This window comes from Spirosoma flavus (genome assembly GCF_054778555.1).
In genome coordinates this window covers 238,431-253,486 of sequence record NZ_BAAGZL010000002.1, presented here as the reverse complement: position 1 = coordinate 253,486, position 15,056 = coordinate 238,431, and the positions used below count along the sequence as shown (strand labels likewise).

13 protein-coding genes are annotated in these 15,056 nt (G+C 50.1%); 3 read left to right on the top strand and 10 right to left on the bottom strand.

Features of this window, described 5'->3' with window-relative positions; genetic code table 11:
* Positions 1 to 46: 46 nt before the first annotated feature.
* Positions 47 to 1,300: a DUF819 family protein gene (locus ACYVF1_RS10085; protein ID WP_461078227.1), complete on the top strand. Its 1,254-nt coding sequence runs from the start codon at positions 47 to 49 to the stop codon at positions 1,298 to 1,300.
* A gap of 83 nt (positions 1,301 to 1,383) precedes the next feature.
* Here ACYVF1_RS10085 and ACYVF1_RS10080 read toward each other — a convergent pair whose 3' ends face one another.
* From ACYVF1_RS10080 to ACYVF1_RS10060, 5 genes are all read right to left on the bottom strand, one after another.
* On the bottom strand, positions 1,384 to 2,190 hold the full coding sequence (locus ACYVF1_RS10080) for an alpha/beta fold hydrolase (protein WP_461078225.1): 807 nt from the start codon (positions 2,188 to 2,190) through the stop codon (positions 1,384 to 1,386).
* 63 nt (positions 2,191 to 2,253) lie between these two features.
* Entirely contained in the window at positions 2,254 to 2,754 is a 501-nt protein-coding gene (locus ACYVF1_RS10075) for an anthrone oxygenase family protein (RefSeq protein WP_461078223.1), read from the bottom strand.
* A 13-nt stretch (positions 2,755 to 2,767) separates the two neighbouring features.
* Entirely contained in the window at positions 2,768 to 2,944 is a 177-nt protein-coding gene (locus tag ACYVF1_RS10070) for an NAD(P)H-binding protein (RefSeq protein ID WP_461078221.1), read from the bottom strand.
* Positions 2,880 to 3,395 (bottom strand): NAD(P)-dependent oxidoreductase, encoded by a 516-nt coding sequence (locus tag ACYVF1_RS10065; protein ID WP_461078219.1) that lies wholly within the window; start codon positions 3,393 to 3,395, stop codon positions 2,880 to 2,882. The genes ACYVF1_RS10070 and ACYVF1_RS10065 overlap by 65 nt, the downstream gene beginning before the upstream one ends.
* Positions 3,396 to 3,503: 108 nt before the next feature.
* Positions 3,504 to 4,373 (bottom strand): DUF6597 domain-containing transcriptional factor, encoded by an 870-nt coding sequence (locus ACYVF1_RS10060; protein WP_461078217.1) that lies wholly within the window; start codon positions 4,371 to 4,373, stop codon positions 3,504 to 3,506.
* A 163-nt stretch (positions 4,374 to 4,536) separates the two neighbouring features.
* Here ACYVF1_RS10060 and ACYVF1_RS10055 point away from each other — a divergent pair, with 163 nt between their 5' ends.
* Positions 4,537 to 7,740, top strand: coding sequence for a TonB-dependent receptor (locus ACYVF1_RS10055; protein ID WP_461078215.1), 3,204 nt, complete (start codon positions 4,537 to 4,539; stop codon positions 7,738 to 7,740).
* 147 nt (positions 7,741 to 7,887) lie between these two features.
* Here the strand turns inward: ACYVF1_RS10055 and ACYVF1_RS10050 are convergent, their stop codons facing one another.
* From ACYVF1_RS10050 to ACYVF1_RS10040, 3 genes are all read right to left on the bottom strand, one after another.
* Positions 7,888 to 8,295: a hypothetical protein gene (locus ACYVF1_RS10050; RefSeq protein ID WP_461078213.1), complete on the bottom strand. Its 408-nt coding sequence runs from the start codon at positions 8,293 to 8,295 to the stop codon at positions 7,888 to 7,890.
* Between the two features lie 181 nt (positions 8,296 to 8,476).
* A complete protein-coding gene (locus ACYVF1_RS10045) occupies positions 8,477 to 9,025 on the bottom strand; it encodes a YceI family protein (RefSeq protein WP_461078211.1) in 549 nt (182 codons plus the stop codon).
* Between the two features lie 92 nt (positions 9,026 to 9,117).
* Positions 9,118 to 9,990: a pirin family protein gene (locus ACYVF1_RS10040; RefSeq protein ID WP_461078209.1), complete on the bottom strand. Its 873-nt coding sequence runs from the start codon at positions 9,988 to 9,990 to the stop codon at positions 9,118 to 9,120.
* Positions 9,991 to 10,134: 144 nt separating this feature from the next.
* On the opposite strand from ACYVF1_RS10040, the gene ACYVF1_RS10035 reads away from it, so the two are divergent.
* A complete protein-coding gene (locus ACYVF1_RS10035; RefSeq protein WP_461078207.1) occupies positions 10,135 to 10,506 on the top strand; it encodes a winged helix-turn-helix transcriptional regulator in 372 nt (123 codons plus the stop codon).
* Positions 10,507 to 10,647: 141 nt separating this feature from the next.
* Here ACYVF1_RS10035 and ACYVF1_RS10030 read toward each other — a convergent pair whose 3' ends face one another.
* Both ACYVF1_RS10030 and ACYVF1_RS10025 read right to left on the bottom strand, forming a co-directional pair.
* On the bottom strand, positions 10,648 to 11,778 hold the full coding sequence (locus ACYVF1_RS10030) for an efflux RND transporter periplasmic adaptor subunit (protein WP_461078205.1): 1,131 nt from the start codon (positions 11,776 to 11,778) through the stop codon (positions 10,648 to 10,650).
* Positions 11,779 to 11,790: 12 nt separating this feature from the next.
* Positions 11,791 to 15,054 carry an efflux RND transporter permease subunit gene (locus ACYVF1_RS10025; RefSeq protein ID WP_461078203.1) on the bottom strand — a complete coding sequence of 1,088 codons (3,264 nt, stop codon included), beginning with the start codon at positions 15,052 to 15,054 and terminating at the stop codon, positions 11,791 to 11,793.
* Positions 15,055 to 15,056: the final 2 nt, after the last annotated feature.

Below are 15,056 nucleotides of genomic sequence, written 5' to 3'. Positions count from 1 at the left end.
AACCTAACTCGCTCCACTTACTCCTATGCTCTCTACCCTTTGCGCTATGCATGCCCCCTTAATCACCAACGACGCGATCATTCTGGGGATTTTCCTGGTTCTGCTGACGTTTATTTTCCAGACTTCACAATCCAGTCATCCATTCTGGCAACGGGCTTATACCTACGTACCATCTTTACTGCTTTGCTACGTTGTTCCGGCTAGTCTGAACAGCCTGAATATCATCTCCGGCGAGCAATCGGGTCTTTACAAAGTCTCGACGAATTATCTGCTTCCGGCAGCTTTAGTGCTTCTCACGTCCACCGCCGATCTGCGGGCCATCACCCGACTTGGTCAGAAAGCACTCGTTACGTTCCTGGCGGGAACGGCGGGCATTATTATTGGCGCTCCTATTGCTTTCTGGCTGGTAATGTGGCTCATACCTGGCTTCCGTGAACAGGCCATTGCTCAGGAATACTGGAAAGGACTGGTCACAATTTCGGGGAGTTGGATTGGTGGCAGCAGCAGCCAGCTAGCCCTAAAAGAAATTTACGGATGCAGCGAAGAGCTCTTTGCCATCATCCTGGTGATCGACGCCGTTGTTTCCACCAGTTGGACCGCGTGCCTGATTTATGGAGCGGCTTACCGGACCAAAATCGATGGCTGGCTCAAGGCCGATAACCGTTCAATTGAAGAAGTAAAACAACGTATTCTGGCGTATAAGGAAGAACCCGACCGACCAGCTAACTTACTAGACATCAGCACCATACTGGCCCTTGGATTTGGTGGAGCAGCCATTGCCCACGCACTTGCCTACGTTCTGTCGACAAGTTTACAGCCTTATAAAGCGTCGCTCGCTACGTATGGACTGGACCCGTTTACGTCTAACTTTCTATGGGTGGTAATTTTGTCCACTACGTTAGGTATCGTCTTGTCATTCACGCGTTTGCGTAAACTCGAAAAGCTCGGCACCACCGATTTTGCTACGTTATTCGTCTATTTTCTCATCATGACCATCGGTATGCGGCTCGATCTGTCGAATCTGGGTGGGAATATGGGGTTATTTCTGGTTGCCGTTATCTGGATGTTCATCCATATTATTGTGATGCTGGCTACGGCCCGACTTATCCGCGCTCCGTACTTCTTTGTAGCGGTCGGCAGTCAGGCGAACATCGGCGGGGTATCGACGGCACCGGCGGTAGCGTCCATTTTTCATCCGGCACTGGCACCTGTGGGCGTGCTTCTGGCCGTACTCAGTCACGTACTGGGCACCTACGGTGGATTAGTTACTGCTTGGCTTATGCAGCTAGTAACGTATTAATTTTATTGCATTATGCTTTTGTGTTTTCCCCAACCGCCTGAAGGGACAGTCAGGGTTTGGGGAAAACGCATAGGTTAACTTTGTCAACTTCTCTCCTGAAGAATCTCCGCTATCGTCTCGTCCAGTTTTTCATTAAACTTCTCCGGATTTTCAATCATCGGAAAATGGCTCGTACCGCCCATATGGTGCACTTCATAACCATTCGCGGCAAGTTGCCCCAAAGGTTCCTCGTTAGTAGGCATGTAATCTACGTTGATGAGATGCACTTTACAGGGCAGTTTGGGTAACCGGTCACGTTCAATTGTATACGCATCCGTAAACACTTCTTCGAGCATTTCAACCGCCATTGGCTGATACGCCTGCCGATAATCCTTAACGACCCTGTCTGCTACGTTATCCGGGGTTTGTGGCGTTAGCAGTACCATCCGGGCGTATTGCTCATTGGTGTCGCCAAAATTCGTTTTTAGATTCTGGATAATTTTTTTGCTCTGTTGCTGATACTGTTCCGGCAGCGGTTGACCCGCATTTTTAAAATTATCCACTACGATAAACCCTATAATTGGTTCTGAATACGTAGTAGCCGCCACCAGGTTAACATCACTACCCAGCGAATGGCCAATCAGAATCACCTGGTCCAGTTTCAGGCTTTTGATGAAACTGGCTACGTCCTCTCCCATCCCGGTTGTCGACCAGCGCTCCCGATCTCTCCCTGACTTACCATGCCCCGGCAGGTCAATTGCTATTACCTGAAAACGATCCTGAAAATAAACAAGTTGAGCTTCCCAGTATGTCCGGTCGATGTTTGAGCCGTGAACAAAAAGTAAGGTAGGTTGGCCACTACCTGCCGCTACGTAATGTATGGCGGTTTCGTCGTGAATATGCTCTGTCATAACGGTATCTGCATTGAAGAATTTCCTGTTTTGAATAACGCTACGTAGGGCTGGCTGTTTCAATTACTCGCCTTTTGAACTCAAACAGGCACCCAGCACCAGCAATAACGTAACGATAGACGCTATTGTACGGATGGCATGCCAGCGATTCCAGGGCATTTCAAACCCGCTACGTTGCGCGCCCAGTTCGGCGGCAGATGCGTTCTCCATGGAGAATGCATCCAGTGCGTTATTCAGTGGTACGTTACAAAACATAGTGATCCCAAATACGCCGATCATATATACGAACGTAGCAGCCAGCAGTAACCAGAAACGTAGTGTTACCGGCTGACTGAATTGCTGCCAGGTCGTGAGTGGCAACAGCAGCGGAGTCCCCAGAAAACTGAAAAAGAAAACAGGATTCAAGATTGCCCGGTTGATGGATTGCATAGCGCTCAGGTAGGCTGCGTCCGGCAGTTGATGCAGACCCGGATTTACGGAGCAGGAATAGGCGTAAAAAAGACCCGCTACCAGTGCGGTCGTTGTAGCCGCAGAGAAAAGCGTTACCGTTTGGAAAGTTGGCATGGTGAACAGTGGTTTAGTACGACAAACCGGGTGATTTGCGCAGATACGTATCATTTGTCAATTGATTCAGCATAAAATCGGCTACGTCGGCGCGGGAAATTTTGAGCGTCAGTCCCTCCGCCGATTCACCGAAACCATGCCGATATTGACCTGTTTTGGGACCATCCGTAAAAGCCGCCGGACGTACCATTACCCAATCGAGTGGGCTGCTGCTGCACGTAGCGTTCCTGTAGTTCATGGTCGGCGTAGGCTTCGCGCAGCAGCAGCCCGAACATGAGGTATTTCCAGAAAAAATTCAGATTGTCCCTGCTGTCACCTGCGCCAAGGGTAGTTTGGCAGATGAGTCGTTTTACGTGGGCCGTTTCCATTGCCCGAATGATGTTTTTCGTACCCTCGGCTCGTATGTGCCCTTTGCGGCCACCGCCCAGCGCACAAAGCACTACGTCTTGTCCACGCACCGCTTTTTCAACCGATGGCAAATTCAAAACATCGCCCTGGCTGATACGTAAATTAGGATGATTTTGCGAGTCAAGTTTTGCGGAGTCACGCACGAATGCGGTGACCGTGTGTCCCTGTTCGAGGGCTTGCGCTACCAGTAAACGGCCTATGCTGCCTGTTGCGCCAAAAATAAGTAGTTTCATGTGCTTTGTTTTTTGGCAAAACTAGGCGCGCGACTACCCGTAAAATAGAACAAAACCGACAGCGGATTTTTCAGAGTTATAAGATTATAACGCCTTTACTTCATGTCATCAAAACCACTCCGCCAGGTTCTCGGCGACTTCATTGGATTGTTTTTGGTAGCGAAAGGGTGAAAAACCTGCAAACTCTTTAAACGTGCGGATGAAATGCGACTGATCGGCGTACCCATTATCGAATGCGATGTCAGAAAGTTTATCGAAACGACTGGTTTTCAGTTCAAGTAACGACGCTTGAAAGCGGCAGATACGCGCAAATAAATTGGGCGAAATACCAACGCTCTGCTTAAAACGACGCTCCAGAAGACGCTCCGATACGTTTAGCGTATCCTGAAGCTCTTTCAGTGATACGTTGCCACTCGACCTGATAAGCTGACGTAAGGCATAGTCGGTCAGTTCATCCGTCTGAAGGGCGTTAACACGAAGTTGTTTTTCTAAATAACTCGCCAACAGCTTGATACGCCCCTCCAGCGAGGTAGTTGTCCAAAATTGGTCCTGCAAAAAACCGTTCAGGTTTCCAGGCAAATCATTCAGGTCGAGACAGGTGTCGGTCAGTTCGTGGGCGTCGAGACCGAACACGGTTTTCAGGGCGAGGGGTGTAAAACAAATACCCATGGCATTGAACGGCTCGCTGGTATGAATTTCCCGGTGGCGGATGGTTTGTCCGTACAAACAAAACGAGGGAATCTCTTTCTGAAACTGATCTATTACGTGAACAGATGGCGCCAGTTGCAGCATTAGTCCAGGGCATCCGTCGGTAATGGGCCTGAAGATTCTGGGACCGTTTGCCGACGGATTGTCCACGATCCAGAAATACCGAACGTAGCGTTCCAGATTAGCAGGTGGTGGTATTTTAACGTACTGCATGGCTTCGTTCAGGTTTTCGGGACTCGTTACGTGATAATTCTTTTTATCAATTTTCAATCTAGCTGGCTTAAAGTTAAATGGCAAGCGTTGCGTAGGCAAGATGCAACTTTTCGATTAAGTGTATTCGCACAATGATGACAAAATGTTAATAATTCGGTAACGTCCATAACGAGTAGTTGTCGTCTTTTTGCAGTCGAAAAAAACAACAGTCTTTCTCTGCATGAAAAACAGACTACATTTACTCATTTACCTCTTTTTCATTAGTTACCTCATCAACCACTCGGCCATTGCCCAAACTACGCAGGCATCCATTGCAGGGGTCATTTCCGATACTCAGAAACAACCACTTCCGGGAGCAACTGTTCAGGTGCGTAACGAATCGACCGGCTTTAACACGGGCACAGTAACCAACACCCAGGGCGAATATTCATTCAAAGAACTTCCGTTAGGCGGGCCTTACACGGTTCGTATTACGTTCATCGGCTATGGAGAACAGAAACGGACAGGCTACATGCTCAATCAGGGCGATGCCATTCGGGTGAACCTGACCATGCAGGAAACCGACCAGACGCTGGAGGTAGTCCAGGTAGTAGCCTCGGGGTTGAAAAACAAGATCGAAAACCTGGGGGCGGCCACCGCTATCTCGGCGAAATCGATTCAAACGCTACCGGTAAATGGTCGAAATTTTACGTCGCTGATGGACTTATCGCCCCTGAGTCGGGGTGGGAATATTTCGGGGCAGCTGGGTTCTTCGACCAACTACACCATCGACGGTATGAACGCTAAAAACCCAACCTCGGCCGGTTCGACCACCAGCCGAAGCGGTGCCCCCTACTCGATTTCGATTGAAGCCGTTCGGGAGTTCAAAGTTATTACGAACCAATACGACGTTATTTACGGACGTAGTGGCGGGGGAATTGTGAGCGCGGTGACCAAAGCCGGCACGAACAAACTGACGGGTAGCGTCTTCAATTACACCCGCGCCAACTGGCTGGCCAGCCCTTACGATATCCGGGGCAATACGCGCAATAACCAGTTCTCTACCAATCAGTTCGGATTTTCGCTGGGTGGACCAATCATCAAGGACAAACTGCATTTTTTCCTTGTCTGGGATCACCAGCAGGATTCGCGCCCGTTGATCATTGCCGACATTCAGTCGCCTGTCGATGAGAACCGGTTTAACGTAACACGCGCTACGCTGGATCGCTTTACGGAGATTGCCCGGAGCAAATATGGCGTGGCCAATACGCCCCAGTTCGGTACGTTCGACAAAAATCGCGGCTCCGATGCTGCTTTCGCCCGGCTCGACTGGCAGATCAACAGTAAAAACCTGCTGACGATACGTAACAACTTCACCAGCGACCGCAATAAGCTTGGTTTACAGGACAATACAACCATCAACGCTTACGAATCGTACGGCAACGATTACAACTGGGACAATAGTTTTCTGGCGACGCTACGTACCTCGGTAACGCCCCGTATCACGAACGAGTTGAAGCTTCAGCACTTGTTTACGTATCAGAAAAGTGCACCCGGCGATCAGCTTCCGGCAGCCAATATTCCCCGCGCCATCGTTGAAAACGTTACGTCGACGGTTGATGGAACAACTCGTTCAACGAACATCCAGATGGGCGGTCACCGGTTTGCGCAGGAAGGTTTCGACAACAACGTACTGCAACTGGTGAACAACCTGTATTACAACACCGACAAGATTCAGTACACGTTCGGCGTCGATCTGATGTACACACGGGCGCATTCGCTCTACGGTAGTGAGGTGAATGGCCGGTTTCACTATACGGTCGATGCAGCCGCTAACATGACCGCGCTCGATAAATTCAACGCCCTGCAACCGTATCGATATTACCGCGAAGTGCCGCTGGTCGATGACCCGAGTGTGGTCGGCAATACGTGGAATGCCGGTTTGTATGGCCAGATGAGTACTAAATTGGCGCAGGGTCTGGAAATGACGGCTGGTCTGCGGTTCGATTACGCGCACTATCCGTCTACTTCACTCAATCAGGTGGTATTCGATGAGTTGAAACTTCGTACCGACAATAAGCTGAAGTCGTTTATTGTGCAGCCTCGCCTTCAACTGACCTGGGACGTGAATGAGCGCCATACCGATTACGTGCGGTTTGGTGCGGGCGTTTTCGCGTCTGACATCAACAACTACGTCATTATTAACAATTTGACGTTCGATGGCAAGCACCTCGCTACGGTCGATGTGCGGGCTCCGAACATTCCAACTCCTGATTTTGCCGCGTATCGCTCAAATTATGCCAGCATTCCTTCGTTAGCCGCTTTTCAGCTTCCAACGATCAATATGACCGGCGCCGACGCTCGTGTGCCTGTTCTGTACAAAGCCAATTTATCGTATAGCCGCTATTTGACCGATAAACTAAAAGTGGGTATTGCGGGGTATATGTCGCTGGGCCGGAATAACTACATGTACGTCGACCGAAACATGGCCACGGAACCGTTTTTCCGGCTGGCCAACGAAGATAACCGGGGTGTTTACGTACCGCTGGCTTCGATGCCTGCCAATGGTGCGGGCGACTGGCTTCAGGGACGTATCAGCCAGAAACTGGGCCGCGTTCTGGAATTGAACAGCGAAGGAAAAGTCAATCAGTTTGCGCTGGTAGCCGACGCTACGTATCAGTATTACAAAGACGGCGAGTTTTCGGTTAGCTATACCTGGAACGACACCCGAGACAATACGTCGTTCAATGGGAACGTAGCCAACTCCGCTACGTTATCGCTGCCGGTTAAAGATGACCCACGGAATCTATCGAAAATGACGTATTCGGATAACCAGTTCCGGCATAAAATCGTCTTCTACGGTACGTTGCCAACGTTCTACGGCATCACGGTTGGGGTACGTTACTCGGGTATTGGCGGCACACGCTATACGTTGTTGTCGGGAGCCAACAGCAACGCCGACTTCGTTTCCGGCAACAATGACCTCGCTTTCATTTTCGACCGAACGAATGAAAATACGCCATCGAACGTAAAGAGCGGCTTGCAGGCTATCCTGGATAACCCCAACGCCAGTCAGAGTATCAAGGATTACATTACTACGTATTCGGGTAAAATAGCGGAACGTAACGGCGGTGTCAACGGCTTCTACGGTGTTTTCGATGTGCGGGCCAGCAAACGATTCAAGCTGTTTAAAACCCACGCGCTCGACATCTCCGCCGATGTATTCAATTTCGCTAACCTGCTGAATAAGACTTGGGGAGCGAATCAGTCGTTAGGTACGCAAGCGCTGTACGCATTAGGGATTCCGGCTTCGGGTTCAACCCCCGCAGTAGCCGGTTTCGACAAAACCAACCAGCGATTTGTGTACCGGGTTAATACGGCAGGGGTCGTTACGCCATCTGGCGATCCTTACCAGCTCCAGCTTGGTGCCCGCTACAGTTTCTAACAGACTGTTAATACCGAAGACAACTTTTCTTTTCGACCGAAAATCAAAACGCAGCCCGAGTGTTCAGGCTGCGTTTTTTTATAGGCCTATTCGACACATATCACTACGTAGCTGTCATTTCCCCTACCCTGTTCCCATGATTTTTATTCATCGGCTGCCTTCGATTGTTGTAACAACGCCACTGTTTGAAATCGTTAACGTAATCGCCGTTTTGGTGGCCGAACCAAGTTTTGTCGTTCGACTTGCTTCGCTATAAATGTCTACGTTATCGACGGTGCCCATCAAGTAAGCCGTTCCTGCCTGACTTGCCGTTGTAGCCGTTCCCTGTTTGGTAACAAACTGCATACTGGAGGAATTGGTAGACTGACGAATAAAAGCGATGGTAGCGGATTGCCCATTCGAGGGAAATGACGTAACAGTATTACCTTGTTTTATACTCGTTACGTTGTAAAGGCCATCAATGGTCGCAGCCAGATCGGGGTTTGGTTCGCCACTTTTTTTGCAGCCTGTCAACGTAACAATGAGAATTCCGAAGCTGTAAAGCCATGTTTTCATATCCTGTTCTATCATCTTAAGTAGAAGCAACTTACAAGAATCAAGCCAATTGCCACCGGCCAAACCACTACGTTCATGGGCTTTCAAGAAGATGATCTGTAGTTATCAGGAGAACGAATCGGCCTTCCGAAGCAATAGTCGATTTAATTGCTTCGGAAGGCCGATTCGTTTGAAACTCGTCTTACGCCAGCACACTTTCCAGTTGCTTCACCACCTGGATTTCGCTATTGATTCTGACTTCTTCGCTCAGCGCTAACCCACCGGTTTCCAGCACGCCATTGAAATTAATGCCCCAATCGCTGCGGTTCAGCTTGCCTGTGATCGTAAATCCGGCTCTTACTCCGCCCCAGGGGTCTTTGGTGATTCCACTAAATTCTGCGCTTAATTTGACGGGTTTACGAACTCCTTTCATCGTCAGATCACCGTAGATGGTGAATGTATCCTCGTCCTGCTTTTCGACCCGGGTCGATTGAAAACTTAACTGGGGATAGGTTTCTGCCTCAAAGAAATCTGAGTTACGCAGGTGCTCATCGCGTTGGGCGTTGTTGGTATTGATGGAAGCAATTTCAGCCGTAGCTTGTATTTGAGCGGTGCTGAAATCATTATCCTCGGTCTCTACTACCACCTGGAAATTCTGAAACGAACCAGATATGTTACTAATCATCAGGTGTTTAATTTTGAAACCGAGTTCACTGTGCAGGGGGTCGACGACCCATTTGGAAGTTGCCATATGTTAGAAAAATTAATGAAATCTGAAATTTGGGTACACGTAATGCAGACAATGCCAACAGCAATGCCTTTTTGACCAAAAAATGAAAATGTTTACCAGAGCATCCGCTGAGCATCCGGAACGGATGAAATGTGGCTCATCTTACCCTGTCGATAGTCCTGGTAGAGCCGACGAATATCCTCTTGGGAGTCACCAATAAAAGGCCCATGCGACACGATGGCATCGCGCTGTGGCTCAGCTGCGTAGAGAATTACCCGGCTTCCGGTCTCACCAGTTGCCAGTCTGAGTTCACTTAACCCATTCTGGGGCTCGCGGTTCAGCCAGCCAACCTGATTCTGGTTGATCGTTTTAACGTCGTCGCCTACCTGAATACTCCCCTCCAGTACGTAAAGAAAAGCCGTATAGGATGCCGGAATGTATTGAGTTGTTGCCTTGTTTGGCTCCATCTGAATATCGGCGATAATAAGCGGTGTATAATTCTGAATCGGTGAGGTCAACCCGGCCAGCGAACCACTGTATACGCGTACTGTCACACCGTCCTTCGTTTGATTGGGCACGCTTTCTAAGGCAAGATCCTGAACGCGAGGCTGAGTCCAGCGGTCCTTTTTGGGCAGATTCAGCCACAATTGCAGCAGGCGCATGGAAGCTTTCCCTTCGATGGTTTCGGTATGAATGATGCCGCTTCCAGCCGTCATCAGTTGAAGATCACCCCCTTTCATCTGATGCGCTTCATCGCCCATGTTACCTTCCAGCAGTAAGGATACTGTTTCAAAGCCAGCATGCGGGTGCGGGCCGCCGGCAGGTTGATCATCCTGTTTTTTTAGTCGATCATCCATCAGCACAATGAACGGATCACTGTCTGTGTAATCGACCTGGATGACCGGGCTGGCTAAATGACCAGCGCCTAAAAACCCCTGCTGGATAGGGGGCGTATATGTTTTGACAATTTTTCTTAACAAGCTCATGGTAGTCTGTAATTCAGGAAAGCCGTAAATTTTGCCTTCATTGATGATGCAAAATTACCCAGTTTGCTATACATTTGTAAGTACTATACTGCTGTATAGCCCTATACTTCAGTATAGTGAACTGACTACTGCGATACAGAAATCATGGAGCTTTTAAATCTCGAACCCACCGAACACAGGCACGCCGAGTGCGTAAGTATTTTGCGCCCTATCCGGGATGCGCTGGACGTACTGAATGGCAAGTGGAAGCTGCCCATTATTGTAGCCCTTACATTCGGAGAAAAGCGATTTGGCGAGATTGCCAAAGAAGTTCACGGAATTACGGATCGAATGCTATCCAAAGAACTACGGGATATGGAAATAAACGGGTTAGTGAAACGAACCGTCTACGATACGTATCCGGTTAAAGTCACTTACACCTTAACTCCCCATAGCCAGACGTTGGGCGGTGTGATTGAATCGCTGCGCACCTGGGGAGAATTACACCGAAAAAAAATACTTTCGAACGAGGATTAAATGACAATCCGCAAAGACTATTAAATTACTGAAAGCCAGAGATCTACTTCAGCTATACAGAAACCTATTTGGGCAGCAGGACCGAGTCCATTCATTTGCGGTTGACCACAGAGGTAACCTGATACCTGTTAGGCAGCGTTATCAGTTCACAAGCTGCGTTTTAACAACAGCGTGGTCAGCCAGGTCTTCACTGGCAGTTTTCAGAATGACATCGCCCGGCTTTACGTCGCCGAAAACCTGCGTTTGCCCTACTGCATCATCGCCCTTTTGAACAGTTGTCCGAACTGCTTTGCCGTCGATAATTTTCTGAATAAACGTCCGGTCCATCGTATTGACAACCGCCGATTTCGGTACGTACAAACTGCCTTCCCCGGACGAGTTAACCGGTAGCCGAACCGAAGCAAACATACCAGGTTTCAACTTGTCGCCTTTGTTTGGAAAGTCGATTTCAACCATTTCAGAACGGGTTTCAGGTCGTACACTGTTGGATATACGGTTGATACGTCCGGTAAATGTCTGATTTGGAAAACTACGTACTGAAAAGTGAACGGGAGCGCCCCGGCGAATATCGCCCAGATATGCTTCCGGAACGGCGATACGTAGCCGGAGCCGGTCAAGCTGTTTGATTTTCAGCATCGGTACGTTGTTCTGACCACCCGGCCCCACGAAAGCTCCGGGCGCCAGCCGACGGTCGGTAATGACGCCGTTGAAAGGTGCGGTTATTTTGAGATAACTAACTAGCTGCTGCACAGAGTTATAGTGCGCATTGGCAGCCACTACCCCTAAACTATCGGAAATGGCTTTGGTTCGGGAGGTTTCCAGATCTACGGGTGAAATTGCGCCCAACGTACGGCTGGTACGTAGCACACGTAGAAACGTCCCTTTGCTGGCCCCATACACGGCTTCGGCGGCTTTTACTTTCGAATAGGCTTCGGTCAGATTCGCCGTTAGTTCTGGCGCTTCCAATTCGGCCAACACCTGTCCTTTACGCACGGGATCGCCAATATCGACGTGCAGCGCTTTTACGTAGCTACTGACGCGGGGATACAGGTCCGTTTCGTAGTAGCTTTCCAATTCACCCGGTAAGTTCAGTTCAGACGTCGGGCTGGAAGCGGTTACCCGGATGGCTTCATACCGGATTTCTTCCTCAGTTGGTGATTCAGCCATCTCACTTTTTTCGGCGGATGAGTTACCGCATTGACTCAGCATAAAACCTATACCACCCAGAAGGGCTACGTGTACGCTGGATCGGAGAACAGAATATAACTTCATAGTGGTAATTGGCTAATAAGTAAGTGTGGTTTCGGACGATTCGGTGAGGGCCGGAGAATGACCATCATACACCGTACTGGTTGGATCGTCGGGATCGAGCGAGGGCGAATCGAAGGCCGTTTTACGTTGGACAACCGCAAAAACCACCGGCAAAATCAGCAGGGCGGCCACCGTCGAAAAAAGCAGTCCACCAATCACTGCCCGGCCCAACGGGGCAGTTTGTTCGCCCGACTCACCCAATCCACTCGCCATCGGGATCATCCCGGCAATCATCGCCAGCGCCGTCATCAGAATCGGACGCAGACGAGCGGCCCCAGCTACCCGTGCCGCGGCCCGGGCATCGCGATAACGTAGCCGTAAGCTTTCGGCATTTGTCACTAGGAGAAGAGCGTTAGCTACTGAAACCCCTACCGACATAATAATCCCCATGTACGATTGCAGATTCAGCGTCTGGCCCGTTATCAGCAGCAGCGTAAGCGCGCCCGCCAGCACAGCCGGTATGCTCACCAACACCACACTCGCCACTTTAAACGACTGATAATTAGCAGCTAGTAAGAGGAAAATGACCACGATTGCCAACCCTAACCCAAACTGTAGACTGCTGAGCGTCTCCTGAAGCAGTTGAGCCAGTCCCCGCAATTCCACAACGGAACCTTTTGGTGGATCACCGGCAGCAGTGATAGCAGTTTGTACGTCGCGGGTAGCTGTACCCAAATCACGGTTGTTGATATTAGCGGATACAGTGATTATCCGTCGTGGGCCAATGCGATCATACTGGCCCGGAACTGTAGTTGGCGTTATGGTGGCCACGTCGCCGAGAGTTGGGCGGAGTTGGCCTTTTACCAGCGGAATGGCCTGAATATCCGCTATGGATCTCATCTGGTCCTGTTCCAGTTGAATCTGCACCTGATACGCAAATCCTTTCGACTGATCGAGCCACAAATTCTTGGCCGTAAAGCGACTCGACGCCGTAGCGGCTACCAGCGATTTTGAAATCTCGTCGGTACTTAGTCCCAATTGAGCAGCCCGTTCGCGATCAACTTGAATCGATACGGTCGGATAACTAAGCGGCTGATTGATACGTAGATCGCGCAGATAAGAAATTTCGCGCAGGCGAGTTAGCAACCGATTGGCGTAGTGCTGTCCCTCGGTGAGATCTTTGCCACCGACTAAAATTTCGATGGGCGTTTGCGCCCCTTGGCTCATGATCTTATCGGTCAGATCGATGGGCTCAAATGACAGCCGTACGTTAGGCATTTTCCGACGAACCCGCTGGCGAATCTGTTCTTTCAAGGCATCCATCGACTCGACTTTGTATTCATCGGATAGATTCACCTGCAAAACGGCTTCGTGTGGTCCGGCATTGAACACGTATAGCGCACTGGTTCCGTAACTGGAAGGCGTCATTCCCACAAAGGCCGACGAAATCGATACGTTCTTTTGGCCAACAATGTCGTTGATCTGTTTGATTACCCGCTTGGTCAGTTCTTCAGTCCGTTCGATGCGTAACCCCTGCGGCCCCACGATACGTACCTGAAACTGATGCGCGTGATTCTGGCGCGGCATCATATCCTGACCAATTTGAGTAAAGCCAATGCCGATCATAAGCGCGCATATCAACGCATACACACCAATAACCAGCGCCCGACGGGCCAATAAGCTGTCCAGTAGCCGTAGATACCCCAGCTTGAAACGCTCAAAACCGGTTACTTTTTCGGGATGTTTTTCTTCATACGCTTCCTGGCTGTCCTCAGGTTTTCGTTCCAGATCAGGCAGAATACTCAGGTCATGAGGGCTCGCATGTTCATGATTTTTGAGCCACCAGTTAGCGACAACCGGAACAAACGTTTGCGACAGTATGTAAGAGGCTATAATGGAAAAACCGACCGATAAGGAAAGCGGCAGAAACATTCCGCGGGGCACGCCATTCATCAGGAAAGCCGGCGCAAAAACCGCCAGAATACAGAGCGTAATCAGCAGCAGCGGAAACGACATTTCCTGGCAGGCTTCCAGAATAGCGCGGGCTTTAGGTTTACCCATTTCAAGATGCTGGTGGATATTTTCGATCACCACCGTTGCCTGGTCCACCAGAATACCGATGGCCAGCGCTAGACCTGACAACGTCATGATATTGATTGTCTGACCAGTCAGATTGAGCAGTAGAATTGCACTCAGGATAGATACCGGAATGGTCAGAATGACGATGAGCGAACTACGCCAGTCACCCAGAAAGAGTAGCACCATCAGACCTGTCAGTAATGCTCCTAAGCCACCTTCCACAGCCAGGCTATGTACTGCTTGTGTGACATAGACCGACTGGTCAAATTCGTAGGAAAGCTGTACATCGTCGGGCAGTAGCGCCTTCATTTCCGGCAGTTTGGCTTTGAGTGCACCCACTACACTCATGGTCGATGCGTCGGCACTCTTGGTCACGGGGATATACACCGACCGTTTTCCATTGACCAGGGCGTATCCAACCGTAATGTCAGTAGCATCTTCAACCGTCGCTACGTCATGCAAAAACACGGTGGGTCCTACGCCTTTCCGCAGGGGGATATTCATGAACTCATCTACTTTGGCCAGGACCGTATTGCTGGGCGTCATGACGGTATAATCGCCCATCTGAACGCTACCGGCGGGTGAAATCTGGTTGTTTTTCACTACCGCCTGTACAATCTCGTCGGGTGTCAGTTCGTAGCTGCGCATCCGTTCGGGGTTGACTTTAACAACAACGGTACGTTCATTTCCGCCAAACGGTGGAGGTGCCGATGCGCCCGGAATCTGGGAAAACAGCGGCCGAATGCGGGTTGATGCTAAATCCTGCATTTCCCCCAGCGACGCCCGGCGGCTGCTAAACACCAACTGCCCAACGGGTAAGCTCGACGCATCGAACCGAACAACAGTGGGCGGCACAGTGCCGGGCGGCAGGTAGTTCATCACGCGGCTGACCTGGTTGGCCACCTCGCCCGATACCTGCGCCATGTTGACATCTTCGTAGAAGGTACATTTGACCAGACAAAGGCCCTGAATATTTTTCACCTCTACGTTCTTAATCCCTGATACGTATAGCAACTGATTCTGGTAACGCGTAGCGATGAAGCCTTCCATTTGGGCGGGCGTCATGCCACCGTAGGGCTGGGCAATGTAAATCGTAGGCAGGTTCAATCGGGGAAAAATATCCACCGGAATCTGCAAAAGGGCCAACACCGCGAACAAGACAATTCCTGCCAGCGCGACAATGACGGTAATGGGTTTGGCTAAAGCAGCTTTAATCATGA